Annotated in this window: 38 protein-coding genes and 1 pseudogene; 2 read left to right on the top strand and 37 right to left on the bottom strand. The window is 39.5% G+C overall.

The window, feature by feature from the left end; all coding sequences use genetic code 11:
* The 35 genes and pseudogenes from ACJ004_RS27810 to ACJ004_RS27980 form a co-directional block, all read right to left on the bottom strand.
* A partial coding sequence (locus tag ACJ004_RS27810; protein ID WP_410896327.1) for a hypothetical protein occupies positions 1–232 on the bottom strand: 232 nt, incomplete at its 3' end.
* Entirely contained in the window at positions 229–390 is a 162-nt protein-coding gene (locus ACJ004_RS27815; protein WP_410896328.1) for a hypothetical protein, read from the bottom strand. The genes ACJ004_RS27810 and ACJ004_RS27815, both read right to left, overlap by 4 nt.
* Before the next feature lie 94 nt (positions 391–484).
* Positions 485–691, bottom strand: coding sequence for a hypothetical protein (locus tag ACJ004_RS27820; protein WP_410896329.1), 207 nt, complete (start codon positions 689–691; stop codon positions 485–487).
* Between the two features lie 20 nt (positions 692–711).
* The gene (locus ACJ004_RS27825) at positions 712–1,536 is read right to left on the bottom strand and encodes a phage minor head protein (protein WP_410896330.1); all 825 of its coding nucleotides are present in this window, start codon (positions 1,534–1,536) and stop codon (positions 712–714) included.
* A 20-nt stretch (positions 1,537–1,556) separates the two neighbouring features.
* Positions 1,557–3,020 (bottom strand): hypothetical protein, encoded by a 1,464-nt coding sequence (locus ACJ004_RS27830; protein ID WP_410896331.1) that lies wholly within the window; start codon positions 3,018–3,020, stop codon positions 1,557–1,559.
* Between the two features lie 33 nt (positions 3,021–3,053).
* Positions 3,054–4,034, bottom strand: a complete 981-nt coding sequence (locus ACJ004_RS27835; RefSeq protein WP_410896332.1) for a S8 family peptidase — start codon at positions 4,032–4,034, stop codon at positions 3,054–3,056.
* Between the two features lie 147 nt (positions 4,035–4,181).
* Positions 4,182–5,324: a phage terminase large subunit gene (gene terL, locus ACJ004_RS27840; RefSeq protein ID WP_410896333.1), complete on the bottom strand. Its 1,143-nt coding sequence runs from the start codon at positions 5,322–5,324 to the stop codon at positions 4,182–4,184.
* 123 nt (positions 5,325–5,447) lie between these two features.
* The gene (locus ACJ004_RS27845) at positions 5,448–5,951 is read right to left on the bottom strand and encodes a hypothetical protein (protein ID WP_410896334.1); all 504 of its coding nucleotides are present in this window, start codon (positions 5,949–5,951) and stop codon (positions 5,448–5,450) included.
* An 11-nt stretch (positions 5,952–5,962) separates the two neighbouring features.
* Positions 5,963–6,493, bottom strand: coding sequence for a ParB N-terminal domain-containing protein (locus ACJ004_RS27850; RefSeq protein WP_410896335.1), 531 nt, complete (start codon positions 6,491–6,493; stop codon positions 5,963–5,965).
* Positions 6,465–7,526: a DNA cytosine methyltransferase gene (locus ACJ004_RS27855; RefSeq protein WP_410896336.1), complete on the bottom strand. Its 1,062-nt coding sequence runs from the start codon at positions 7,524–7,526 to the stop codon at positions 6,465–6,467. Before ACJ004_RS27855 ends, ACJ004_RS27850 begins: the two co-directional genes overlap by 29 nt.
* A gap of 8 nt (positions 7,527–7,534) precedes the next feature.
* Complete coding sequence (locus ACJ004_RS27860; RefSeq protein WP_410896337.1) at positions 7,535–8,029, bottom strand: ParB N-terminal domain-containing protein; 495 nt, start codon at positions 8,027–8,029, stop codon at positions 7,535–7,537.
* A gap of 123 nt (positions 8,030–8,152) precedes the next feature.
* Entirely contained in the window at positions 8,153–8,317 is a 165-nt protein-coding gene (locus ACJ004_RS27865; RefSeq protein ID WP_410896338.1) for a hypothetical protein, read from the bottom strand.
* A gap of 256 nt (positions 8,318–8,573) precedes the next feature.
* Positions 8,574–10,199, bottom strand: a complete 1,626-nt coding sequence (merA, locus tag ACJ004_RS27870) for a mercury(II) reductase (protein WP_410896409.1) — start codon at positions 10,197–10,199, stop codon at positions 8,574–8,576.
* A 90-nt stretch (positions 10,200–10,289) separates the two neighbouring features.
* Positions 10,290–10,466: pseudogene (locus tag ACJ004_RS27875) on the bottom strand (heavy-metal-associated domain-containing protein); the annotation flags it as partial.
* A gap of 14 nt (positions 10,467–10,480) precedes the next feature.
* Positions 10,481–10,852 carry a mercury resistance system substrate-binding protein MerP gene (gene merP / locus ACJ004_RS27880; protein ID WP_410896339.1) on the bottom strand — a complete coding sequence of 124 codons (372 nt, stop codon included), beginning with the start codon at positions 10,850–10,852 and terminating at the stop codon, positions 10,481–10,483.
* A gap of 23 nt (positions 10,853–10,875) precedes the next feature.
* Positions 10,876–11,172 carry a mercuric transport protein MerT gene (merT, locus tag ACJ004_RS27885; RefSeq protein WP_410896340.1) on the bottom strand — a complete coding sequence of 99 codons (297 nt, stop codon included), beginning with the start codon at positions 11,170–11,172 and terminating at the stop codon, positions 10,876–10,878.
* A 3-nt stretch (positions 11,173–11,175) separates the two neighbouring features.
* Positions 11,176–11,475 (bottom strand): mercury transporter, encoded by a 300-nt coding sequence (locus ACJ004_RS27890; RefSeq protein WP_410896341.1) that lies wholly within the window; start codon positions 11,473–11,475, stop codon positions 11,176–11,178.
* A 66-nt stretch (positions 11,476–11,541) separates the two neighbouring features.
* Positions 11,542–11,958, bottom strand: a complete 417-nt coding sequence (gene merR1 / locus ACJ004_RS27895) for a mercury resistance transcriptional regulator MerR1 (protein WP_410896342.1) — start codon at positions 11,956–11,958, stop codon at positions 11,542–11,544.
* A gap of 77 nt (positions 11,959–12,035) precedes the next feature.
* The gene (merB, locus tag ACJ004_RS27900; protein ID WP_410896343.1) at positions 12,036–12,758 is read right to left on the bottom strand and encodes an alkylmercury lyase family protein; all 723 of its coding nucleotides are present in this window, start codon (positions 12,756–12,758) and stop codon (positions 12,036–12,038) included.
* 211 nt (positions 12,759–12,969) lie between these two features.
* Positions 12,970–13,791: an ATP-dependent DNA ligase gene (locus ACJ004_RS27905; RefSeq protein WP_410896344.1), complete on the bottom strand. Its 822-nt coding sequence runs from the start codon at positions 13,789–13,791 to the stop codon at positions 12,970–12,972.
* A gap of 75 nt (positions 13,792–13,866) precedes the next feature.
* Entirely contained in the window at positions 13,867–14,415 is a 549-nt protein-coding gene (locus tag ACJ004_RS27910; protein ID WP_410896345.1) for a hypothetical protein, read from the bottom strand.
* Positions 14,416–14,465: 50 nt separating this feature from the next.
* Entirely contained in the window at positions 14,466–14,933 is a 468-nt protein-coding gene (locus tag ACJ004_RS27915; protein ID WP_410896346.1) for a sigma-70 RNA polymerase sigma factor region 4 domain-containing protein, read from the bottom strand.
* Positions 14,934–14,957: 24 nt separating this feature from the next.
* Positions 14,958–15,404, bottom strand: a complete 447-nt coding sequence (locus tag ACJ004_RS27920; protein ID WP_410896347.1) for a DUF421 domain-containing protein — start codon at positions 15,402–15,404, stop codon at positions 14,958–14,960.
* Positions 15,404–15,952 (bottom strand): Holliday junction resolvase RecU, encoded by a 549-nt coding sequence (locus ACJ004_RS27925; protein WP_410896348.1) that lies wholly within the window; start codon positions 15,950–15,952, stop codon positions 15,404–15,406. Before ACJ004_RS27925 ends, ACJ004_RS27920 begins: the two co-directional genes overlap by 1 nt.
* Entirely contained in the window at positions 15,894–16,115 is a 222-nt protein-coding gene (locus tag ACJ004_RS27930; RefSeq protein ID WP_410896349.1) for a hypothetical protein, read from the bottom strand. The genes ACJ004_RS27925 and ACJ004_RS27930 overlap by 59 nt, the downstream gene beginning before the upstream one ends.
* 34 nt (positions 16,116–16,149) lie before the next feature.
* On the bottom strand, positions 16,150–16,392 hold the full coding sequence (locus tag ACJ004_RS27935; RefSeq protein ID WP_410896350.1) for a hypothetical protein: 243 nt from the start codon (positions 16,390–16,392) through the stop codon (positions 16,150–16,152).
* Between the two features lie 11 nt (positions 16,393–16,403).
* Positions 16,404–16,709, bottom strand: a complete 306-nt coding sequence (locus tag ACJ004_RS27940; RefSeq protein WP_410896351.1) for a nucleoside triphosphate pyrophosphohydrolase family protein — start codon at positions 16,707–16,709, stop codon at positions 16,404–16,406.
* Positions 16,710–16,779: 70 nt separating this feature from the next.
* Positions 16,780–17,577 (bottom strand): ATP-binding protein, encoded by a 798-nt coding sequence (locus ACJ004_RS27945; RefSeq protein ID WP_410896352.1) that lies wholly within the window; start codon positions 17,575–17,577, stop codon positions 16,780–16,782.
* The gene (locus ACJ004_RS27950) at positions 17,519–18,382 is read right to left on the bottom strand and encodes a hypothetical protein (protein ID WP_410896353.1); all 864 of its coding nucleotides are present in this window, start codon (positions 18,380–18,382) and stop codon (positions 17,519–17,521) included. Before ACJ004_RS27950 ends, ACJ004_RS27945 begins: the two co-directional genes overlap by 59 nt.
* Before the next feature lie 57 nt (positions 18,383–18,439).
* Entirely contained in the window at positions 18,440–19,261 is an 822-nt protein-coding gene (locus tag ACJ004_RS27955) for a recombinase RecT (RefSeq protein ID WP_410896354.1), read from the bottom strand.
* 2 nt (positions 19,262–19,263) lie between these two features.
* Complete coding sequence (locus ACJ004_RS27960; RefSeq protein WP_410896355.1) at positions 19,264–19,818, bottom strand: NUMOD4 domain-containing protein; 555 nt, start codon at positions 19,816–19,818, stop codon at positions 19,264–19,266.
* Between the two features lies 1 nt (position 19,819).
* On the bottom strand, positions 19,820–19,960 hold the full coding sequence (locus ACJ004_RS27965) for an aspartyl-phosphate phosphatase Spo0E family protein (protein ID WP_410896356.1): 141 nt from the start codon (positions 19,958–19,960) through the stop codon (positions 19,820–19,822).
* Positions 19,957–20,916: a YqaJ viral recombinase family nuclease gene (locus ACJ004_RS27970; protein WP_410896357.1), complete on the bottom strand. Its 960-nt coding sequence runs from the start codon at positions 20,914–20,916 to the stop codon at positions 19,957–19,959. Before ACJ004_RS27970 ends, ACJ004_RS27965 begins: the two co-directional genes overlap by 4 nt.
* 84 nt (positions 20,917–21,000) lie before the next feature.
* Complete coding sequence (locus tag ACJ004_RS27975) at positions 21,001–21,249, bottom strand: hypothetical protein (RefSeq protein WP_410896358.1); 249 nt, start codon at positions 21,247–21,249, stop codon at positions 21,001–21,003.
* An 80-nt stretch (positions 21,250–21,329) separates the two neighbouring features.
* Entirely contained in the window at positions 21,330–21,554 is a 225-nt protein-coding gene (locus ACJ004_RS27980) for a helix-turn-helix transcriptional regulator (RefSeq protein WP_410896359.1), read from the bottom strand.
* A 268-nt stretch (positions 21,555–21,822) separates the two neighbouring features.
* Between ACJ004_RS27980 and ACJ004_RS27985 the strand changes: the two genes are divergently transcribed.
* Both ACJ004_RS27985 and ACJ004_RS27990 read left to right on the top strand, forming a co-directional pair.
* A complete protein-coding gene (locus ACJ004_RS27985; protein WP_410896360.1) occupies positions 21,823–22,209 on the top strand; it encodes a helix-turn-helix domain-containing protein in 387 nt (128 codons plus the stop codon).
* A gap of 291 nt (positions 22,210–22,500) precedes the next feature.
* Positions 22,501–22,860 (top strand): helix-turn-helix domain-containing protein, encoded by a 360-nt coding sequence (locus ACJ004_RS27990; protein ID WP_410896361.1) that lies wholly within the window; start codon positions 22,501–22,503, stop codon positions 22,858–22,860.
* 18 nt (positions 22,861–22,878) lie between these two features.
* Here ACJ004_RS27990 and ACJ004_RS27995 read toward each other — a convergent pair whose 3' ends face one another.
* Both ACJ004_RS27995 and ACJ004_RS28000 read right to left on the bottom strand, forming a co-directional pair.
* Positions 22,879–23,634: a hypothetical protein gene (locus tag ACJ004_RS27995; RefSeq protein ID WP_410896362.1), complete on the bottom strand. Its 756-nt coding sequence runs from the start codon at positions 23,632–23,634 to the stop codon at positions 22,879–22,881.
* 124 nt (positions 23,635–23,758) lie between these two features.
* Positions 23,759–23,923: a hypothetical protein gene (locus ACJ004_RS28000; RefSeq protein WP_410896363.1), complete on the bottom strand. Its 165-nt coding sequence runs from the start codon at positions 23,921–23,923 to the stop codon at positions 23,759–23,761.
* Positions 23,924–23,970: the final 47 nt, after the last annotated feature.

A 23,970-nucleotide genomic window follows, 5' to 3' on the forward strand; every position in this document is an offset into this window, starting at 1 on the left:
AGTTCTGAGCATAATTTTTCAAACTAGATTCATCCATTTTTGTCATGTACGAATCCAGCCGATTATTTGAACAGATCCCTGAAAATAAATAAAGCTCGTCCAACGATCTAAACGGCTCCAATGTAAAACGATTGATATTTTGTAAGATCAATTCAGTATCACGATCTTCTCTGACGATCTGTCTCTGATTGATCCGAACTGGAATATGCAAGAGCTCGCTAATTTTTTTCACCCCCTTTCAAATTTTCGCTGCCAAAAAGCTTCTAAATGCTGCATCGCTTTTATGGCATCATCGGGATAGGCTTTCATCCTTTGCACAGGACAGTCAAAAACAATGATTCCATCCACAAAAAACGTAATGCCTTGTTCATCTAAATGATAAGTAACCATGTCCTTTATCCCCTTAGAAAATTTGAGAAGCCAGCCAAATAATAAGCAATATCCCAACAATGGTCCAAACCCATGGCATAACGCTCAACCCCTTTTAAAGTTTATTGATTTCGCTTTGCAAGTGGCAGTGAAATTCTTTGACCTGACTTTCATCCCAACCATATTTCTTTTCCAAAACATTGATTGCACTTGCCGTAATCAGTTGAGCGACAATTTTTCTGTCATTGTTGAGAATTTTTTGGATTGTTTTTCGATTAGGACCTGACAACTCCATTCGATTTATCGGCTTTTCCATCATCATTTCTCAATTCCCCTTGTTAGTTATTCAAGTTCCTCCCCCTCCAGAATCCGCTTGTACCAACAACGGCATTGGATAACATTCGATGCTGAAGCACCTAAGGAAGAATCTGAAGGAAACATCAAAGGCTCTAATTGACCTGATCCGTTAGCAACATAAAACGGTTCATCAAAAGCAACCACTTGCCCATCGGCTTCCCGGTGGCCCCTTCTAGTCCGTTCATTTTGTGCTGCCATCCACTTCTTCCCGATAACAATGCCAGATTGCCGATCTCCATGAAATTGCCCTGCCCTGCCGGCTGATAGGATTTCCGTCCTTGCAATTCGTTCAGCCCTGCCTTTACTAAAAGCAAATGATTCTTGCAAAGCCGCAGTAGCTTTATTGATTGAAAAATGCCCTTCATACACGACATCCCACAAATTCATTAATACATCTTCATCCGTTGCGCCCTGAATAAGTTGTGCTGACCTTCTCGACCTTTCAGAAAGCCACCTTAGAAGCTTTGTATCCCGTTGGTTAAACACAACATCCACGGCCAGCTCCAAAAGAGTTTCTGTTCCAGCCAAGATTGCCGCATTTTGCATCCAATCCCTGCCTTCTTCCACCCACATTTCCAGCTGCTGAGGCGAATCCGTTAGAATATACGAGTTCACCCAAACTTCAAAGGCATGTGGAGGCTCTGGCTTGTCCTCCCTCTGTATACTTCGAAGCGTTCTAGCTTCAACCAATACAGAAGTTGGAAGAACTGGCGCTGCTTTCAGCCTTTCAATATACGTATTTCTTTGATTTCTCAGAAATCGAGTAAAGGATTTTCCCGCATCTTTCTCTACATCCAGCAGATCATCCATCCAATCATGTTCCGTCTTGACTACTTCACCATCGTTAGCCCGCGAACTGTCTTTTTTTTTAAAGACCGCTGACTTTCATCGGTTGCATTTGGATCCCCTTGATTATCCGGATTATTATCTTGTGGAGTAGGAGGAGTTGGTTGAGCCGTTTGCCCCGTAACAGGTGCCTTTGGTTCAGCCACGGCTTCATGCCCGACGATTTCCATTGCGCCTTCATCATTATCAATCCAGCCCTGGTTAATCTGAGCAATTTTGGTTCGAGTTTCGACTTCCTCAGCCTGTGCATCCTTCAAACGATCCGAAGTTCTTAAGCTATCAAACGTAATAACAGCCCTTCCTTGAAATCCACCGACCTGCAACGCCACATTATAAGCACGCTCCAGAATCCGCTTGATACCCCTTTGAATGCTTTCAATACCATTGACATAGATTTGCCACTGAATCGTAGAATGCGTTTCTGTGGACCCTTCATTGCGTCCTAGCAATATAGGAAGCTGTTTAAGAGCTGTTACCACTTGCTGATTAATGATATCTATTACTCTCGTAGCATCTAAACTTTGACCAATCGCCCCGCCAGCCATATCAATTTCAACCGAATCCGTATGGAAAAAATCATCATCGGCTTCCAACTGATTCATTTGATTTCTGACGTCTGCCACATAACTCATAACAAAATTCTTCACCGCTTCGGGACCTTGATGCTTGATTTCATCCGGCATATTATCAATAATGGCCTCTTCCAGCACCTTAATATCAAAACGCTGATGCCCCTGATGATGAATCACTTTTTTTAGATCTTTTAAGACTTCCACTTGGAAAAAGACAATCTGTAAAACTGGTAAAATAGGCGATCTTCCATATGGATCTCCCACATCAGGATCAAACGGATAATAGAATACCGTCTCAGGATTCAAAACTTTATATTGGCCAGTCCTTTGTTTCTGTACCAGCTCCGGCTCTCCCGTGTCAGGATTTCGCCTAAAATCCAAAGTAGACGGATCAACGGCATGAAACTCCTTCACCGCTGAAATATCTTCTGTAAGCTCAACTTCCAAAGCGATTGCGCCCTGAGTATAAATGGTTAATAATAAAACATTTATCAGCTGATCCGTACCGCCGCCATAAAGCTTCCCTATATTGGGAGCCAGACTATTTAAATAATCCGTTGCCCTTTTATCAACCGTTCCATTCGGTTTTTCCACTTCAAGCTCATGCCCATTATTCGCAAGCCTTAAAATATTCCAAATCGCCATAGAAGCATCGGGGCTAATATCACGAATCAACTTTAAGGATTCCATTACCTCAGAACTCTTTAGAGTTGGCCTTTTAATAATCCCCTCATACCAAAAGAATTGCTGCTCCCATTTAGAGACTGTTTCCCTTGACCGCGTTGTTGGCAACATAGCACCTTGCATCGATGCCCTGACAACCTTCGCCACATCATAATCGATTCTTTTCTTGAACCATTTATCCCAAAAAGCCAATTTTTCACCCCCTTTGATGCAACAAAATCACTTTTAAGCAAAATTTTCTTTCACAAAAAGGATTAATTTCTGCAATTGTGCAGCATGTTGCAGCTTAACCAAGCCATTGCCCTCACTGCTTTTCCTATATCCAAGTGGCACGGTTTCCTTAATCAGCTGAGCATAAGCTTCCGCTTCACTAATGCCTCGAGCAAATTCCTTTTCCGCTTTCTGGATCACTAACGCCATGCACCCTGCAATATGAGGCGTTGCCATACTTGTTCCACTTAATTTCGCATAACGACTGCCAGGCCATGTTGAAAGAATATCCACCCCAGGACCCACACAATCGACTTCCGTATTGTTATTGCTGAAATAAGCCAGCTTTCCATTCAAATCCACCGCGCCGATTTCCGTCACTTCGTTATAAGCTCCCGGATAGGCATATTCAAACGTATCTTCCTTATCATCGCCTTCATTCCCAGCCGCACAAATGACAGAAATACCAGCTTCCACGGCATCTTGAATCGCTTTATGCAAAAGATCTGTTCCTTCTGCACCGCCAAGGCTCATATTAATGACTCGAACCCGCTCGCCATTAGTACCGCGCCAGCCGATAGCATGATAAATCCCTTGAATAATACCGTCATAACTTCCTGACCCTTTGCTATCCAGCACTTTGCAGATCAATAGCTGAGCTTGTGGTGCCACTCCCAGCACGCCCCCGCCTGTTCCATCACCTGCTATCGTTCCAGCCACATGGGTTCCATGCCCGTTATTATCGTTAAAGTTGTTAGGATCTCGGTTATAATCAATGGTGAAGTTTCGCCCGCCAATAATTCTATTTTTTAAATCGGGATGATCTTTTTGGCATCCTGTATCAAGTATCGCCACCACAATTCCTTTTCCTTGATAATCATCCAACCACATTTTAGGAGCGCCAACCATTTCAACCCCATCTGGAATTTGAGAAGTTTGCTCGTAAACTGCATTAACGGTAAATGGTATTAAGTGAACATCTTTTTCTTTGCTCATGTATGAAATAACTCCTTTTCGCAAACAAATAATTAAATAATATTCTCAATTTGTGAACTTTAAAACATAAATTAACGATAAAGCAAAGCGTAAAACCATAAACTCACGACTATGATCAGAAACAGAACAGATAAAATATCAATCCAATTATCCACGTGTCTTGATCCCTGCCAAAGTCGGCAAAGTGAATCGTTTTCTGTCCTTCATTTCATTCAAAATCGATACACTAGCTGAAACTGTGTCTGTTTGGTCCTTATACTGACCTTCTGGAAATGCCACAATTTCATCTAAAAAATCACCGATCCATGGTCCACGGACTAAAAACACATTTCCCGCTTCCGCCGCTGCTGAAAGTGGTCGTGCTCTTTCTTCCTTTGGACCCGTCGGCCTGTCACCATAAAAAGCAAAGCCAGATAAGACTTTTCTTGTATAGTGATCAATCGTATTAACACCGCTTGAACCCGGTTCTTGTTCCATATATATTGAAGTGCCTACACCATCAATCTCAGCCGTTTGCCTGATTAGCTGCTCAACTGCCAAAGGAGATTTCTGAACTCGTTTCATATCCATCACCCAATATTGGCCATCTTTCATCCCAACCAAAGCACCCGCTGTATAAGCACTTGTTTTCGTCGCCTTCGATTTATCAGTAGAAGCCAAATCCCAATAACGAATTTTCTTCACATCCGCTGGGGCTTGGTCCACGATCTTAAACCATTCCCTCTTGAACATTTCCCCATCTGGCATGGCATCCCAATCACCATAACGCAACTGCAAGCGCTCCACATGAGACAACTGCATTAAAGATTCTTCATAATCCTCTGTATCCAAATAAGGATTATCTTCCAAAGTAGCTGGCACAAAAATTCTGCCCTTTTCTTCACCTTCAATTAAAAAGCGCTGCTTCACCCACTCATGGCCTTTTCCGCCAGGATTGGAGGCTGAACGGCATCGAATCGGCACTTTGGATCCCTGTAATCTCCTTAAACGAGAAAAGAGGTATCTGTATGATATTTCATCAAATTGCGTAAGCTCATCAAAACCTACATATTGATATTCAGAACCTTGATACCTGAACCTGTCATTCGGATGCTCCAAATAGGCAAAAGTCACCGTTGCTCCTGAAGGAAAAGTCCATGTTTTATCCTTCTCTTTCCATTTTGCATCCGTATTATGCAACCATCCAGACGCCCTGTCCATCAAAGCTCCCGGCAACGATAAATCCGCATACGTTTTCCTGAACAAAATCGCTGCATAACCTGGAACATGGACATATTGGAGAGCCGCCATTAATAATGCATCAGACTTACCTAACCACCGCCAGCAGCACCACCGAAAAGACTTTCCCGGATATCCTCCAGCATCAAAAATTCAAACTGCTTTTCAGTCGGCTCATGGGGAATATATGGATTGTCAATTATCGTCTCCATTACATGCTCCAGCGTCCTCTGATACTCGGCTTTGAAGTCGATTGCTAATGATCCGCTCAATGGCGCTTCCATATTTGCTTTCAACATGTTCGACTTTTTGCTCGATGCTGACATTATGCTCATGACGGTCCACCACCTCCCCCGAATGCTGAACATCAGCAGAAACTTTATCTTTCCTTCCCCATCTATCGGGATATTTCCGCTCTAGCATCCAAGCAAGTGCCTGCCATTTTTGATCGGTTTCCGCAATTTTTTGCAGATCCGTAATCAGACGAATTTCGGCTTCAGCTTCTGCCTTTTTTACTACGTCCCGAAATTCCCGTTTTAAACCGCTCTTTGCGACTTCTCCCTCTTGCATCCATCTATACCAAGTAGTCGTTCCAATTCCTAAATACTCACAAACCGTTTCAACATAATTCCCACCTTTTAAAAGTTTGGCAGCGTCTTTTATTAAGGCAGGAGTTAATTTTGATTTTCTCCCTGCCATTCGGCATCACCTCAAATTTTAAAATCCTCTTTTGGCGCTTCATAATGACATTTAGGGCAAACAATCAAAGCTTCTTCTTCCTGTTCATCTTCTGAATCGTTCGGAACATCTTCCGAATCACCATCAGCCAACGGATCGAAAGCCCCTATTAAGCCATCAATATCATCCATGCTAAAACCTGTTAAAGTCGCATCATAGCCATCTTCCTGAATATCCTTGATCACTTCACTCAACTTTTCCATATCGAACTCGCCACCGAGCTTATTAAGGCTTATATTTAGAAGCATTTCTGCCTTTTCATCATCCAGATCAACAAACACCACATCAATTTCATCAAAGCCTAATTCCTTTAAAACTTTGAGCCGTTGGTGTCCACCGATTACTAAATTATTTCGTTTATTGATAATAACAGGAGAAACATAGCCAAATTCCTGAATACTTCGCCTTAACGCTTCGTATTCATCATCCCCAGGACGAAGATTTTTGCGAGGATTTCGCATATCCGGTATTAAATCATCTATTTTCAGCTTTGCTGTTTCCATGTGCTGCTAACTCCTTCCCAAAACACTGACGAATCACTTCACTGGCCACACCTTTCATCATTAAAGGAGGCACACTCATACCGCATACATATTGAACATTCTGATCCATAAAATCATAATCTTGTGGGAACGACTGCAAGCCAATAATAGCTTCATCTGAAATCCCACATGGCTCTTTTGGATGCAAATGTGTTCCGCTCGTTGAGGCAGTTAACGTTACCGCCACCTTTTCTGGATGGAGTTTTCGATAACTGAAAAACGATCCTTTTGGATGAACATCCGCAAGCCTTAAGCCCGCCGGCGTTTTAAAATACCATTTCCGCAAAGCCTGACTAATTGGCTTGCCGACCTTCACCTTGCACTGTTTTTCTACTTCCCCATAAGGAATAGGTTTTTCTCTAAAATCCATTTTGACTTTTGGAAGATGAAGATCTATCCGCTTGGACACGAAAAAAACGCGTTCCCTTGATTGTGGTACACCCATCAAAGCCGCGTTTAATAAAAATATTTGAGTTTCATATCCTGCTTCCTTATACCGTTTGATAACCTCACGGACATAGCCCTTCGCATTGCCCGAAATCATGCCTTTTACATTCTCAGCAATGACCACTTTCGGCTTAAGCTTTTCTACTACATCTATAAAATCAAAAAACAAATCATCCAAAGTCTGCTCTTTTTGACCTTCTCTGAATTTCTTCTTTTTGCCCCACCCTTTTTCCCTGGCTCCAGCCATTGAGAAGGAGGAACATGGGGGACTTCCATCCAAAATATCAAGATCAAATAATTCATCCGGAATTTTATCATCCGGCAGCTTCTTAAATTTCCGTATATCCATATTAAAATTATATTTTGGATTATGATTTTTCTTATAAAGCATATTCATTTTTGGATCAATCTCGACATTTCCCAAAACGGTGCAGCCAGCCATTTTATAGCCCATCGTGGACCCGCCGCCGCAGCTAAAACAGGAAAACACCTTTAAGCCATTTTTCGGCACATCCTTTAAATCGGAGAGATACCATTTCCAATTCATATTTTCACCTACTTAGAATTGAAGTGGAAATCACACTCTGGACACCTGCAGTTGAATTTATCATCTTCAAAATCATCCAGATCCACTTCATCATTATCAAATTCTTGATAAGTACGTGTCATCATGCCTTCAATTTCATCCAAACTAAAACCAGAAAGCTCTATATCCACATTGCCCACATCAATTTCAAGGAGAACATCTTTCAACATTTCAAGATCAAATTCCCCTGTGACCTTATTAAGAGCTATATTTAAGGCTTTTTCCTTCGTTAAATCCATATCCAGCACAACCACATCGACTTCTTCAAAACCTAAATCAGACAGGGCTTTATATCGCTGATGCCCGCCGACAAGGTGCTGAGTACGTTTATTCCATATCATCGGATCCACATAGCCAAAAACCTCTATATTGCGTTTCAGCTTTTCCAATTCAGCATTTGAAATTTTGCGTGGATTGTAATCCGCCGGCTTTAAATCAGCCATTTTCATTTTGACTATCTGCATAAGAACCTCCTACCAAAAAAGAAAATCCACCCAGAAGTAACCGAATCCAACTAACACGCCCAAAGCAAATGCACTCACTAAACAGACAGTAAAAAAGAGCTTATCGTCCAGCATAAAGAACCCCTAACCCTTCCTAAAATCAACATTAATATTTATATTTTTATTAACATTTTGAAGCTCGTTTACCTGCTTACGAAGGACCTCAACCTGTTCCACTAGCCAATCCATATCCTCGAATTTTATAATTCCATGACTAATTGAACGTTTGATTAGTTCCAACCTATCCATCGTTACCTCCTATAAAGGGCACAAAAAAAGAACGCCCCAGGTGTGGGAGGAGCGTCCTTTCATGTAGTGATAGCTGATTCGTATGGGGGAATAGCTATATTACCATTTTACCTCTATACCATAAGCCAAAACTGCAAAGTTACTGCTAAAAAACTGAACAAAAACTGAAATCCTTATAAAGGCTCTCTACTTCAACTAACGTGGGGAGTTTGTTGAATAAGGAGGTGGGTAATAAAAAAGCTCCCGAAAAGGAGCCTTAACCTGCACAACAAGATAATTTTGATACATCTTTATCAAACGTAAGGGCAGCTAATTTCAATCCTTCTGCCATTGTTAAATATGGAGCCAGTGTTCCTCGAAGATCTTCAACGGTTAAACCGAATTTGACAGCTAATGTAGCAGCATAAATTACGTCTCCGGCGTTTTCTGCCACTACGTGAGCACCTAAAATTTTCAATGTTTTCGCGTCTGCAACCAACTTAAACACGCCAGTTGTTTCCCGATTAACCAAGGCTCTTGGAACCGCATCTAACGGCAGGACGGATGTTTTTACCTCATAGCCTTTTTCTTTTGCTTGCTGTTCAGTTAATCCAACCGTTGCGATTGATGGAGAAGTAAACGTGACGCCTGGCACTACTTCTAAATTCACCTTTTGATTTTGTCCTCCGATTGCATTACGAGCAGCAAGTCCACCTTCATAAGCAGCTACAAAAACAAATTGTGGACCAAGAGTTACATCTCCAGCTGAATAAATTCGGGAATTGGTCGTTTTAAGATAATCATCAATGACTATTTCACCGTGGGAACCAACTTCCACGCCTGCTGCATGTAAGTTCAAAGATTTTGTGTTTGGTTTTCTTCCAGTGGCAACTAGAAGTTGTTCTGCTTCAATTATTCGCTTTTTACCATCTATCTCTACGTGAACTTTTTTAATGTCTCCATCTTGCTCTACTTGTACATAAGTTGCACCTGTTACTAAATTAATTCCCTGTTCTGTTAAGGCCTTAGTAATGGCTTCTGAAATTTCAGGATCGTATTCTTTTAATAGACGATCGCTTCTTTGTATCAAAGTAACCTCTGCGCCTAAATTATGGAATAATTGTCCTAATTCTAAGCCGATATAGCCTGAACCAATCACGGATAGACGATTTGGAACCTTCTTCAATTCCAATAAACTTGTGCTTGTTAAATAATCAACTTCATCTAATCCGGGAATACTAGGTATAGATGGAGAAGCACCTGTAGCTATTAAAAATCTTTTGGCCGTGATTTGATTACCATTCACTTCAACTGTATTTTCATTTACGAATTTAGCTTCACCTTTTATTAATTCAAAACCATAAACGTCAATTAAATTTACGTATTTTTCAGTTTGCATCCCGGTTACTAATTCATTTTTTTGTTTTATTAATGGAGCTAAGTCAACATTTGAAGCCGAAGTGTGTAATCCCACAAATGGATTATTTTTTGCTAGATGATTGATTTCCCCTGCTCTTAATAAGGTCTTTGAAGGAACACATCCGACATTAACACAAGTTCCACCCACTGTTCCACGCTCAATCATAGCCACTTTTGCGTTTAAAGCAACGGCTTCAATAGCAGATGAAAAGGCAGCTCCACCAGAACCGATGATGATGTAATCATAGTCATAGTTACCTTGATCATTACTTACATCTGCCTTATTTTGCGATGGTTCTTGTATTTCTTCTGCTTCCCCTGGTTGATATTTTGTTTCAGCAATCGCTTTTTTCGCGATATTAATGTCTACATTATACGGTAGTTCAAACAGTGCTTCTCCGCGACGAAAGTCTACTTCAATCCCTTTTGCACCTGCATTTTCAAGAGCAACCGCAACATGTTCTTCACAACCCGTGCAGGTCATTCCTTGAACGTTTAGCCGATATTTTTTAAGTAAATTCGTTTTTTGCTCCGGTTGAACTTCTTCTGCTTCTCCTGCTTGATAATTTGCATCAGCAATGGCTTTTTTCGCTGTTTCCACTTCTACATCATTTGGTAACTCAAATACTGCTTCCCCGCGACGGAAATCCACTTCAATCCCTTTTGCACCCACGTTTTCAAGAGCAACTGAAACGTGTTGTTCACATCCTGTACAAGTCATTCCTTGAACATTTACTTTATATTTCTTCATGTGAAACCCTCCTTTTACTCGACTGGAAGCCCGAAATCAGACACTGCCGTCTTGATTGAGTTTAAATCCGTTTTTTTATCATCATAGGAAACCGTTACTTCTGCCTTGCCGTCACTGACTTTAATGTCTGTTTTTCCAACGCCCTTTACTCGGTTCAAGACTTCTGTTACAACAGACGGCGGACAACAATCCATCCCTAAAACCGTGAATGTACCCGTTTTCTCAGCTTCTGTAGTAGGTTTACCAACCTTCTTGGAATCCATAGCAGCCGTTTTCACTTCACTCTTGGACTCTTTAGTATTCTGGACTGTTTTTTCGTTACTACACGCACTAACCACCAGCAAAAGAGACAATACCATCAAGATCTTAATTATCGGTACTCTCATATAAAACACCCCATTTTTTAAAGTCAACTTTCAAGTGAAAATAAGAAAAGAAACATGGCGAAAACAAGGAATGTTGTAATCCATAAGCCAATAACAGAACTTTTCCTTTTACCCTTTCTTCCATAAACCATATAAAAAGAGTACGCAAGAAGGACAATGGTAACTATGCTGAACAATAACCGATACTTCAACGAGTAGAAGGCGAATGCGCCTGCAAACCCAGTGAGACCAAGAGGAATGAAGATTAGTGGCCCCAGGCAACAGCCCGCCATAACAAAAGCCGAAAATACAGTAGCTAATTGCGACACTTTTTCCTTCATAATTTAAACCTCTCCATGCTTGCAACAGTCATGCATTGTTGTTTCTTTCTTTGTTTCACTTTTTGTTTCTGGGATACAACACTGACTTTTTTCGGATTTTTCAAACGAAGTTGGCGAGCAACAATCTGTTTTTCCTTTTTGAAATTTTCGTAAAGTCATTATCGTAAGAAAAACCGCTATTACTCCAAAGATTCCATAAAGAACCCAACTTTTTGTTACACCAGCAATAATTGCACCGATTCCTGTTGCTCCAAGGGATGCAAGAAGCAAGGGTCCCCCGCAGCAAAGTAAATTTAAACTCATTAAACCCAGTACCCCTAAAATAATACCTATATTTTTTTTTACATTATTTCTCTGTTCCACGAGTCATCACCCTTTCTTCCGATTATTGGGTTTTAATAATGTTTCAATAATTGGACAGTCATAAATGTCTTTGTTTTCGGGACATCTTTCTTTAAGGTCTATCAGCATTTGTTCAATCCTTTTGAGATCTTCAATTTTACGCTGGATGTCCTCTATCTTAAGAACAGTGAAATCATACATATCACGGCACTTTACTTCATCGCGATCAACGACTCCTAGCAATTTATCAATTTCATGTAAAGAGAAGCCCAGTTCCTGCATACGTTTTATGAAATTCAATCGATTGACCGTTTGTTGGGAATACATTCGGTATCCTTTTTCGGTACGATCTGGCTCTGGAATTAAGCCTAAACGCTCATAATATCGAATAGTCTCCTTATTAACGCCGCACTTGTCAGCCAGTTCTCCGATACGAAATTGCATACGTCTCACCTCACTTACAGTATAAACCCTGTATTTTAGTACAGGGTCAATATATAGTTTACTTCATTCATGAGGATCTACTCAGCCTTAGATAACGTGCCGCCAAAAATTGCAGCACCAACTTCAAAAGCTTCCGCAAGAGTCAGCTTGTGCTTCGTAGTTGTTGAATTTTTTTCATTCGCTTTTTGCCAATGTTCTTCAGAGCAATAAAATTGAATGGCTGGACAACAACTGGTGGCAACAGGTGTTGGCTCATTCGGTCCGCAAAAAGAATCACAGCATGCGTTGGTATCGGTAGCATCCATTGTTCCCAAGCCTACAGCCACGGTATCAGGAATGGCAACGGGTAGGTTGTTTTTCACATTGATGGTGATCTTTTCACCGCAAAATGCACATTCGGACTCAATCACGGCATCTGTAAACATCGATGGTATACCAAGTGCATCAATTGCACACATGGAATAAGCAGGAGACATCCCAGCCAGAGTGACCCGGTGCGGAGTTGGAACTCCAGAAAAAGGATACGCCACGGTCACATTACCAGAGTTTTGGTCCCAGTGAATTAAATCCAATTCCCTTAAACGCCGAAGAGCAGATTTGACATCAATTTGTTCCTGTTTTGCAGTTAAATCATTAATATTGACGATTTCCCCCTCAGACATGGAAAGAAGAATGTCTAGACGGATCCTATTCTCTGAAGGAGACAGTAAACGGATTTTTTGCTCAAATCCTCCTTCTGGCAATCCAAGTGATTGTAACACCTTGTTCTTTAACGAAGCATTACTATGATTGTTGTTCATGTTGAAACGCCTCCTCTATTTGATAAGTGATATTGTAATTTTTTTCGGGCAAATACAGAATAAACCCTGTACCATAGTACAAGGTCAAGTGTTATTTATTATTTTATCTTCTTAAACTGACCTGATTTCGTTAGTTTAAGTACAATCCTAATATGTATATCACAATAAAAGGATGAAACCATTTCGATTTCATCCTTAAATTTTTTTATTTTTAATTCCATTGTACAAATGACGGGATCCGAAGAAACCCAGCTTTAGTTAGGTTCCTATACTTCACACGGCATTTAATGGGTTCGATAAACATGAATTTATCATCCTCTGAAATGACTTTCTTCATTCGATATAGGTTTTTACGTTCAGCTAGTGGCATAAATTCCATTAAACCAGCTGGTTTTCCCTCCAGAAAGTTTAGCGATACCCCAAATTCACCTTTTCTGAGTCCCGTAATCATCACTTCATCATATTGATAATTAATCACCTTGAGCCATGATTTACTACGTTTCCCTACCTCATAACGTGAATCCTTACGCTTCAGCACTATGCCTTCTAAACCTTGCTGCCGGACCAAATCAAAGTAGGCAGAACCATGACCTTCTATATATTTAACTTTTGCTACTAAACTTGTATCTTGAGTGATTATTTCGTCTAGCAGCTGCTTCCTCTCCATCAATAGCAAAGAAGAAACGGACTCACCTTTATATTGAATAACATCAAAAACAACATAACTTAACGTGGCATCCTCTAAATGGGTGCGTGTTGACTGAAACCTCGCCATCATGGCTTCAAAATCAGGTTTACCATATTGATCAGTAACGATAATTTCCCCATCTAATACCGTACCATTAGGAATATCTATATTTAATAATTCCTGAAACTTTGCCGTAACCTCATTGTTATGACGCGTATAAAGTTTTACCTTATTATCAAACTTTGAAAGTATTAGTCTTATACCATCTAACTTTAATTCCGTAATATATGACTCATCGTCAAACGGCTGTTCAGATTTTTGTAATAGCATTGGTGAAAAAAACACTTAAACCACCTCAAGATAATTGTACGCCACTATTATCTTGAGTTCATTGGTAATTAATTTACATATATGGAAATCTTAAATATCAAACCGCTTAAGCCCACCATGAAGCCCCACTCCGATCACTAAACCTTCCAGCCCTTGCTCCTTAAAACTTTTCACCACATCCTGCATCACGATATCTTCCAAAGCAAACAGATTTTCCGCCTGTCGTCTGGCATACTCAGCCGCTTTTTCATCTGGAATATCCTTCACATCATTCTTGATTTCATCTTCAATGGCACGAATACTTGCCCTCAACGTTTCTCTCATATTCACGGATACACTATCCTTCAAATGATCCAAAAACAAAATCTGGACCCCAGACAAAGTTTCCATTTCCTTTAAAATCGCATCATCTCTTTGCATTTTTTCTAACAAATCTTTTTCGATTTCCTGAAACCTTTCAAAATTACCATTCCCCTGCAGAATATCCGCCATGGCATCCTTGAAAAACTGATTAAAATAATCCTTAATATGATCACTGGCCATCTTTGTTCCTTCTGCTTTACTCAGGATTTTAAAAAAACGATAACCCCTGCCAATCTTTTCAATTGTCTCCTTACTTAATTCTGGTCGCTGCATCATCCCTGTTTCCCCCTCTTTTTTTATCGCTTTTTCCCCTATACACCCTCATATCAGACCTCCAGGTTAAGGATATTTTTCAAACTGATCATCAGCTTCTCCCTCACGTTTTGCCTCACAAAAAAGAGATTCCTTTCCGTATAACCCATTTCAAGAGCTGTTTTGCTATACGTCCAGTTTTGAAAGTATCGTAGTTTCACAAATTCCTTTTCGTGAGACTCTAGCTCCTTAATAGCATTGTCGATACTATCAATGATCAACTGAAAAATCGCTATATCCTCATGTAACTGCAACGCCCTTTTTCCCTCGATCCGGTCAATCGCAAAGTCCTCAGTCGTTGATTTAAAAACAAATGAACCCACGGAACCTTCCAAAATTTCATATTTTGCCGTAATATTCGGCAATATGTAATCAAGCTGATTTTGCAGATTCTTAATACCAGCCTGATAATTTCGGTAGTTTCGCAAATGGTTTTCAATTTGCTTGAACCGCTGCTGTTTTTTCTGCTTTGCTTTGGACATACTGCCACACCTCCAGATCCATTTTTATTTTTTTAAGATTGATAGGCTGCCATTCGGCTCCAGTACCCCCAGTTTCACTTCTTTCAGATCGAACACATCTTTCTGTCTTAAAAGACTTTGGACTTCATCTTGACTCAATCTGTGCTTCTCACGCACTTCCTCAAAGACTTCCCCATCCATAATTAACACTTCGGCTGTGCCCTTTACCTGCTTGCCAAACCATTTAAACTTTCTTGCAAGGGCATCCAGTCCATAAATTAAAACAGTCCAGGAAAGAATCGCCACGACAATTTTAAAGATTGTCACCTTAGAATCATAAGAAGCATCCACAATCAGATCCCCAAGACCAACCGAATAAACCACATCCAACGGACTTGCAGAAGCCAGTTCCTTCTTGCCCGTGATTCGAATCATGATCATTAACGCGACAAACCCGACAAGCAGCTTGCCAATCATCATCAAATATTCCATCATAACCCCCCTATAAAAGACAGATAATCATAAGGAACGCCCCTTTGATTTTTGACCAGCTCACACTCCAGCAAGAAAAACTGATAAGGAATAGATTTCCGCCCGCCGCGTTTCTGACCGATCCACCATTTTTCCACCTGCTCATATTTCACAAAATAGCATTCTTCCAACTTCTCAAAACAGATCAGAAAAAACGCGATTCCGCCTTGGTCCTGCCAGCACCTGAGCGCTTCCATCTGATGATCCTTTATGTTTTTTAAAGGAAAGCTTGTCCTGCTATTTGTTTTTTTCGCTTCAAATGCCAACGCCCTCCCATGAGAGCAGCCAAAAAAATCAACAAAGCCTTTTTCCTTTTTGAAACCTATCACCTTGTTAGGAGGAATCTCCTGTGTGATCTGAATCGTTGGTTCCACCTTTTCAACAAACGCCCAGCCCTTTGACAAATAACCGTTATTGGTGGCAATCAGCCCATTTTCAAAGGCTTTGCCCCTATTGGCATAATTGATTCTTCTTTGGTAAGTTCGTTTTGGATTCCCCGGATATTTCAATATACATCAGCCCTTTCAGCTTCTTGATCACATCTGAATAAATGGCCACACCTACATAATGAGAAGGAACATCATTCATAAACGTATCCCTTTCTTCCAGCTTCTCTCTCCTTGCCTGTAAAACTTCCACAATCGCCTCAATTTGCGTTTTTTCAATTACCATAGCCAAATTCCCCCTCGTAATCTTTTAAACTTGTTTACCATAGATTCCAGCCCTTTCTTGGACTGATTTTTTCTTTTATGATTCTATCCATTGACAGAAACAAAACACTGAGCTCCGTTTTACCGAGTATTTCGGCAATTTCAGATATAGGAAGATCACGATGCCAGAGAATATCAAACATCACGACCTCTTTGTCGTCCCAGAAAAAATCCGTATCCGGAATATCTTCCAACGCAATATAAAGTTTTTGCCTTCTTACGGCTTGATACCGCTTCACAGGGCTAAACATTAGAGACGCCCTTCCTTCTTCAAACGAAGCAGCTCCACCATTTTTACGGCAACAGCTGCCACATGAATTAATTCCATTTCTGGATCATCGCAATCTGTTTCCTTTACTGAATCAAGTTGCATTAAGCCCATTAACGCCTGACATGCTTCCCCAAATTCTTCACCTAAAATAGCGATATGCTCACCCCAGGACAGATCCGCTTGCAGACCATACTTTTCGTATTGCCGAAGCCTTTCTTTCATCACATCTTTTAAAGCAACCGCCACATATGTTACATTCAGATCCCCTAAATACTGTTCCGCCATATTTCCGTTCCTTTCCGTTTTTACCAATTGATTTTAAGTAAAAAGAAGTGCCAGGCTTCAAACCTAGCAATCATCTAAACTTCCTTAAACGATAATTTTCGCCTTCCAATTCAAAAGGAGAAGTATCGTTATTCAGCACTCTTGAAAAATTCCGTTCATCCCGCTCCAGCAATTGCTCAGGATAAAGGTTTGTCGTATATAAAGTGGATTTTCCTTGCCGGCTGTCCACGATATCAAAAAGCTTTTCAGACACCCATTTCGTTTCAGATTCCGCCCCAATATCATCAAGCACTAACAGATCAACGGTTTCTAAAGCTGAAATCAATTTATCTTCCGTCACTTCCGAATCCTTGTTATAAGTCGATTTCAGCTTTCTGAGAAGCTTCGGAACAGAGATAAAGATAGTACTGTATCCCATTTGCATCACTCCCCGCGAAACACAACGGGCTAAATGACTTTTTCCTGTTCCATACGGACCGTAAAAGATTAAATTAGCTGGCTTTTTCGGATCAAAATGACGGACATAATCCACCGCCCCTTGCTTTGCCGCCGCCTGAGCCTTATTTTTCGGCTGATAATCATTCATGGTCGCTTCCCTTAACTCTGGAGGCACAAGCGAATACGTATCAAAGACTTCCAAAAGCTTTTTGCTCTTAAGCCTTTCATGCACTTCTAACGTTTCCTTTGCCAGCTGTATATCCTCACAAATACAACCTTTTTTCATCTGAATCAGCTTTCCTTTATTCGGACCACCAATTATAGGCACTTCGACAATCTCAACTTCCTGCCCACACCCTTCGCACGTCTCTTTACCTAAACTTGTACTTTGAAAAATCTCGCTTTGGATAACTTGACCGATGGTCCTCATTGTTTCTCCCCCCATTTATCACATCGAATTTAGCCTTATCTTCTTTTGCTTCAATCACCAACCGATCATATTGCTTCCGTAACTTATCAGCTGAAAGAATATTCTTGTGCCAGAAACTATGCCCTGATACCCAATTAATACAGTTTCTAATTGCTTGTTCCGTTCGATTATCACGATCTATCATTAACCTAAAAGTAACTGCCCAATTATTAAGATTAGGAGGCTCTTTATACTCCGGATGATTTTCTTTAATTGCTTTTAATAAATACTCTGCTAATTCCAAGTGGATAGGTTCAAAATTCTGCTTTTTGGATTTTGAACGTATATCTTTATCATTCTTTTCATTCTTATCATTCTTTACATTCTTATTATTGTTCCGTGAGTGTTCCGTCACTGTTCCATCAGTGTTCCATGAATGTTCCATATCCTGTTCCAAGTCCTGATTTTTAGAACTGCCAAACCCTTGATATTGCTCGTAATTTACCACTTCAAACAGTGTTCCAAGTTCCGTTTCATGTAAACGAAGTCTTTCTTCCTGTACCAATTCCTTAATTTTTCTCTGGACTGTCGTAAGACTGTATTTTTTAACTTGCTTATTCTCGACATATTCCAGATCCTCAATCAATTTCCGATACGATCGCAAGAACTGCCCCCGCTTAACATGAACATTGCCTTTCCAAACGCCATCTTTTGAAAATACTGCTTTTCCGTATATATAAAAGAAAATCCTAAACTTCACTATGTCTTGCCAAATCGAATGATCAAAAATCTCTCTGCTTGTCTGAAATTTGTTTCCGTCGCTCAAATTCACCCCTCCCTTTATAAAAAAATAAGAGGAAGCAAGAAGCCCCCCCTTTAATCATTAGGCTCCATGCATTTCGCTTTCTTCGCCTTCAAACGGAATATCAATAATTTTCTTCGCCTGTGCAGAGAGATCCGTTTTAACCGTTTCATCCTGCTCAATCGCATTAGCAAACTCAATCGACTTCGGAGCATATTTTAACGCCTGTAAAAGCACTGTCTTTTTCGCCATTGAATCAAAATCCGACTTCCACGGTGTATCCCTATTGCCTTTAACCGCCGCCGAAAACTTCTCCGCATGTTGCATCACCTTTGTTCTGCTCCACACCGCAAAGTCATAGCCGCCATTTTTCAGCTTATAAACCGCATAATAATAAATCGGTTCACCTTGAGGAACATCCGCCGGAACATGATAAATATCCTTATTTACACCAAGCTGATAATGAAATTCATCATTCTCATACACTTCATGCGCATAAATCGCTTGATATTGCCCTGTATTATAAGCAAGCTTTAAAATCCCTTTGTAACCAATTTGATAGCTAGCCGTCGTACCATACGGTATAATATAAGCTTCACCAAGATTTGTATTTGGCTCCAATCCAAGTTGAACGGATTGCATCACCGCACCCAAGAAAGACACTGGCGAACAAGCTTGAAGCCTTGGATTATTTCTAAAAACCGTAATGGCGATCCGTGCCATCCTTTCGGGCTTAATATGCTGAGGCAACGCCTGTTTAATGGCCGGCATCATCTTATCGATAATTTCACCGATCGTTTGACCGCTTGGCTTCTTTTCCTGTGGAGCTTGTCCATTTGATTTATTCATTAACTTTTCTTTTGCACTTTGCTGATTAACTTTGTTTTCTTCATTGTTTGTCATTTTCACTGTTCCCCCATATATTTAAAAATTAGACCTCGTTTGTTATTTGCCACAGTTCCATTAAGAGCTCTATGAATTGCACCTCGACTTATCTTCAACGCTTCCGCCGCTTTTTTAATACTAGGATAAACCGATACACCATCCGGTCCATAAACCTCAATCGGCAAAGATCGAATCGCTTGCTTATTTCTTTCAAGAGCCCTTTCACTTGCGCTCCTTCTTAACTTATCCGAAGCAACTTTCAAGCCTTTATCATAAGCATGCTGATTATTTTCACCATAAGAACACCATTCAAGATTGGATAAATCATTATTCAATTTATTGCCGTCAATATGATTCACCGTAGATAATCCATTCGGATTCTCCAAAAAATGCTCTGCTAGCAATCTATGAATATAAAAGGTTTTCCCCTTATTATTCTTCCAAAGAGAAACGACCTTATAACCGATTGGAGCCACACCTGGTTTCAATATCTTTTTCGTTTCGTATCTTCTAACATCACCAAAAGAATTAATCTCATAAACGCCCTCATAATCCTTTACTGGCTGCCATTCCATTTCACTGTTCCCCCATATACGTATTTAAAAGTTCATCCAATTCTTTAGATAAAGCTAAAGTTTCGGGGGCAGTATAACCGAACATCTGCCCCGCTTTGATCATCATTTCTCGAATACGCTCAATCTGTTCAAGCAACATCATGTAACGGAAAACCTCCTAGAAACTGATTTTTCAAGATACTTCCCTGCAACCTCTGGATTTTCTTTTTCAAATGCTTTTCTATTAAAACGGTAAGATTCAATCTTTTTCCAAGAAATCTTCCGTTCATCCCACACCGCTTTTTGATAATCACCAATCAAATTTTTCAACTTATTGGCTGCTTCCTCTTTTTGCTCTTTGTACTGAGCTTCCAAATCTTTGGCCGTATCATACTGCGCCAACAATTCAGCCGCCTTTTCATCCAAATGCAAAATTTCTTCTTCCTCTTTCACATTAACCGGAGGATAAAGAATATTCAGAAGCGCCGTTGAAGCATCTGAGCCATCTAATTCAGGAGGAATCCCAGTTTGAACATGATTAAACCAAAACTTCTTTTCTTCACTGATCAATAACTCCACTAATTCTTCATCACGATCCACACGGAATTGCTTGTACTTATTCCCTCCAACGAGGACCGCGAGATATCCGTAATTCAAGCCCGTAACAGCCATATAATGAACAATCTGAATTAAGTATTCTTCTGGAATCGTATCCCCTTCAAAATCCTTGTTTCTGTACTCAGAAGCCGTTTTGACTTCGAGGATACCCCAGCCTTCATCTGAATAAATGAACCTATCAACATTTGCTAACATCCATTCATATTCTGGATGCTGCCACATGAAATTAGATCTCTGTACTTTAAAACCAGTACGCTTCTTAAATTCATCTGCCACAACAGATTCAAGCGTATGGCCCCAGTACATGAACTCGTTTCCCTCTTGCTCTTGAACTTCTTCCACTTTATCCATATAAACGCCCAAAGGCTTTTTGTACTTATTTAAGCCAACAATAGCCGCCGCATCAGATCCGCCTATACCTGCAGTACGAAGTTCAAGCCATTCTTGATGGCTCTTACCTCTTAAATCTGCAAACTTTTTCGCATTCAACTTCAATATCATTCCAGCTTCCCCCAATTGAATTAGAGGACTGACATATGTTACACTAATTGCGAACTATATTATGGTCAGTCCTCTATAAGATGACTAACCTCGAGAGTTGCCCTGGCCGGCTGCTCTCTTTTCTTTTTCAAAGAACATTTCTACACATTCATGATCACGATGAACAATTTCATCCGTATCAATTTCTTCCCATTCCTCGATGTTCTTGAAGATCAACTCACCACATCCAGAACAAGGAACAATACTGCCTTCTTCCTCTGGCTCAATAAATGGATCATCATATCTTCTTCGATACTCCCAGGACATAGGCTGACTGAATCTATCTAAATCCAATTCCCACACCTCCATTACCAATATCAATTACAATATTAATAATGCCGTGTTTTCCTCGGTTTGTCTGCAATAAAAATCCACTATTCGAGAACTTTTTCACACGCTTGATCTTCCTCGAAAAATCGCTCCATTGGGATCTCTAAAACCTTTGCAATTTTTAACGCTGCCTTTCCGGAAGGCGTTCTTTCCCCGTTTTCGATTGCTGAAAGATAGTTTTTAGATAATCCAACTGCTTCGGCGAATTGGTTCTGCCGTTTAAAGCCTTTTTCCTTACGGGCTTCAATCATCCACTCTCTCTTTCCCATATGATTACCCCCTAAATAATACACATAATGAGAACTTATAAATTTAATTTTAATCACAAAAAGAGAACATGTCTACCTAAATCGTCCGAAAATTAAAAATGAGACAAATGTAATAGATTACCGAAATTTAGTAGGAGTAAAAGTTCTCTATTTGTGGTATAACATAATTAAAATACTCTTTTTGTAAACTTTGAATCACTAATCGAGAATTTTTGTGTTATTATTTGATTAAATAACGTTTAAGAATTCGTTAATGGGGGTATGGAGCATGTTTGCTCAAAGGCTTAAAGAACTACGGAAAGCAGCTGGTATGAATCAATCAGAACTTGGGGAAAAAATCGGTGTGGCGAAATCTACCATAGCAGGATATGAGAAGGGTTTTAGAAAACCAAAAATCAAAGTACTTAATCAACTAGCTGAAATATTTTATACATCAACAGATTATATTCTTGGAATAACGGATGTTAAAACACCAACAAAACCTTCTAAAGACATTGAGAAGATTTTAAAAGAACCTGATTATCATTATAAAGGCAGAAAATTAACAAACGATGATTTAGAACTTCTATTAAAGTATTTAGATACAATCTATAAAATGGATCCTCAAACTGATAGAAATTCAGAAACAGAAACGAATCAGATTCAACAACATTAAAATAAATAAAAAGCTAGTTTTATTTTTTTGATCTTTTATATAAAGGTTTATTTTTTTATGCAATCACAAACCTAAACAAAATTATTACTATTAATCTATACAATAAATTTACATTTATTAGTTCGCAATTTGCTAACTTTTTGATAAACTATTAACATAAAGTAAAACAAATAGAGAACTATTCCATTATCTAGTATATTAGCAATCTGTTTGATTCCGCAATAGAATTAAACAAAAACGTTGATTTTTCCCAGATAAACATTACATTATACCTATAAAGAAGGTGAAAAAGTGGAGATTGGACAAAGATTAAAAGAGTTGAGAAAACAAAAAAAGATGACTTTGAAAGAAGTTGGAGACTATCTATCTCTTACTGGAGTAGCCGTAAGTTGTTATGAGAAGGAAACCCGTAAACCTTCTCCAGAAGTAATTGAAAAACTTGCCGATCTTTATGAAGTGACAGTAGATGATCTTTACGGTAGACAAAATGAATCTTCTAATATGAGAAAAATCTTAAACAGCCACACGTTGCATTGGGATGGAGAACCACTTAGAGAAGATGAAATTAATGTCATAAGACAGCTTCTTGAATTACGGGTCAAAGATAAACAAGATTCCAGAAAAAACTTATCAAACCATCATATTGGATAACATAAAAAAAACTACCTTCTACATCACAGAAGGTAGTATTTCTAATAAGGATAAAGCAAATCCCCCCGTAGCCACGGATAAAAATCTTGCTTTATTATTCGTAAAATTTTCTAACCCCATACGATCAATCGTGTGATCCAAAGCTTCTATCATTTCCTCTCGAATATGATAAAGCTTTTCTTTCAGTGGTTGGAGCTTTTCTCGAATATACAAAAGTTCTTCATCCGTCACTCTATCATAATGATCGAAATACACTTCAAATGTACCGAATGTAAAGCCATTCAAACGCATACGCTTGCTTAGCCCCGACTTCACACCACTTGCTCGATAAACGGGCAAAAAACCGTGATCATCATGATCCTCTGGCCAATCCTCAATATCATCCAATCTAAAAACTTCATCCTTATAATGCAAATCCGTTTCTAAATCTAATGAAGGAGGTTGGCGAACACAATACTCTTTCAATTTTTGAGGATAATTTGCCCCAGCTCCATAGCAAAGCAGCTTCCGATCCTGACAGTAAAAAAGGAATCCTGTCATGGCCCCTCTACCAATATGTTCTTCAACTTCATAACAAAATCTATTTAACAAAACACGTGCTTTCGCAAACAAATAATCCTGTTTAGAAAATTCACCTGTTCTATAAAGTCGTTCCAAATGGCCTGACAGATCAAGCTTATTTGAATTTCTATGAGGCTGTTCTAATTCTCTAATAAAATCAATGACCCTTTTACTCAGATTATGAAGCATAAAATCTTCTGTAAAGTTCTTCATATTTCCCCCATCTACTTCTCTGGCTCTGGCATATGATAAAACGTTCTCAAAAAGAATACCATTAAACTTTATTGTACCATTTCATTTCCCTGAATGGGAAAAAAAAGACGATAGAGATTGATCTCTACCGTTCTGCTAAAATCGAACCATCTTCTTTTTCAATCCTTGAAAACCCTGGATTTACCTTTAAGAAAGTAATACAATTTTCTATCCATTTTTCAGCTTTCATATTTTTCTTTTTTTCCATTTCAATTTTTTTACCGTTTGTCATAACCATATATAATTTCATTATTTTTCCTCACTTTGTGGAATTTTTTTCTTGATTTTTAAATTAGT

The sequence above is a fragment of the Neobacillus sp. 204 genome (genome assembly GCF_046562815.1).
Taxonomy (GTDB): Bacteria; Bacillota; Bacilli; order Bacillales; family Cytobacillaceae; genus Neobacillus.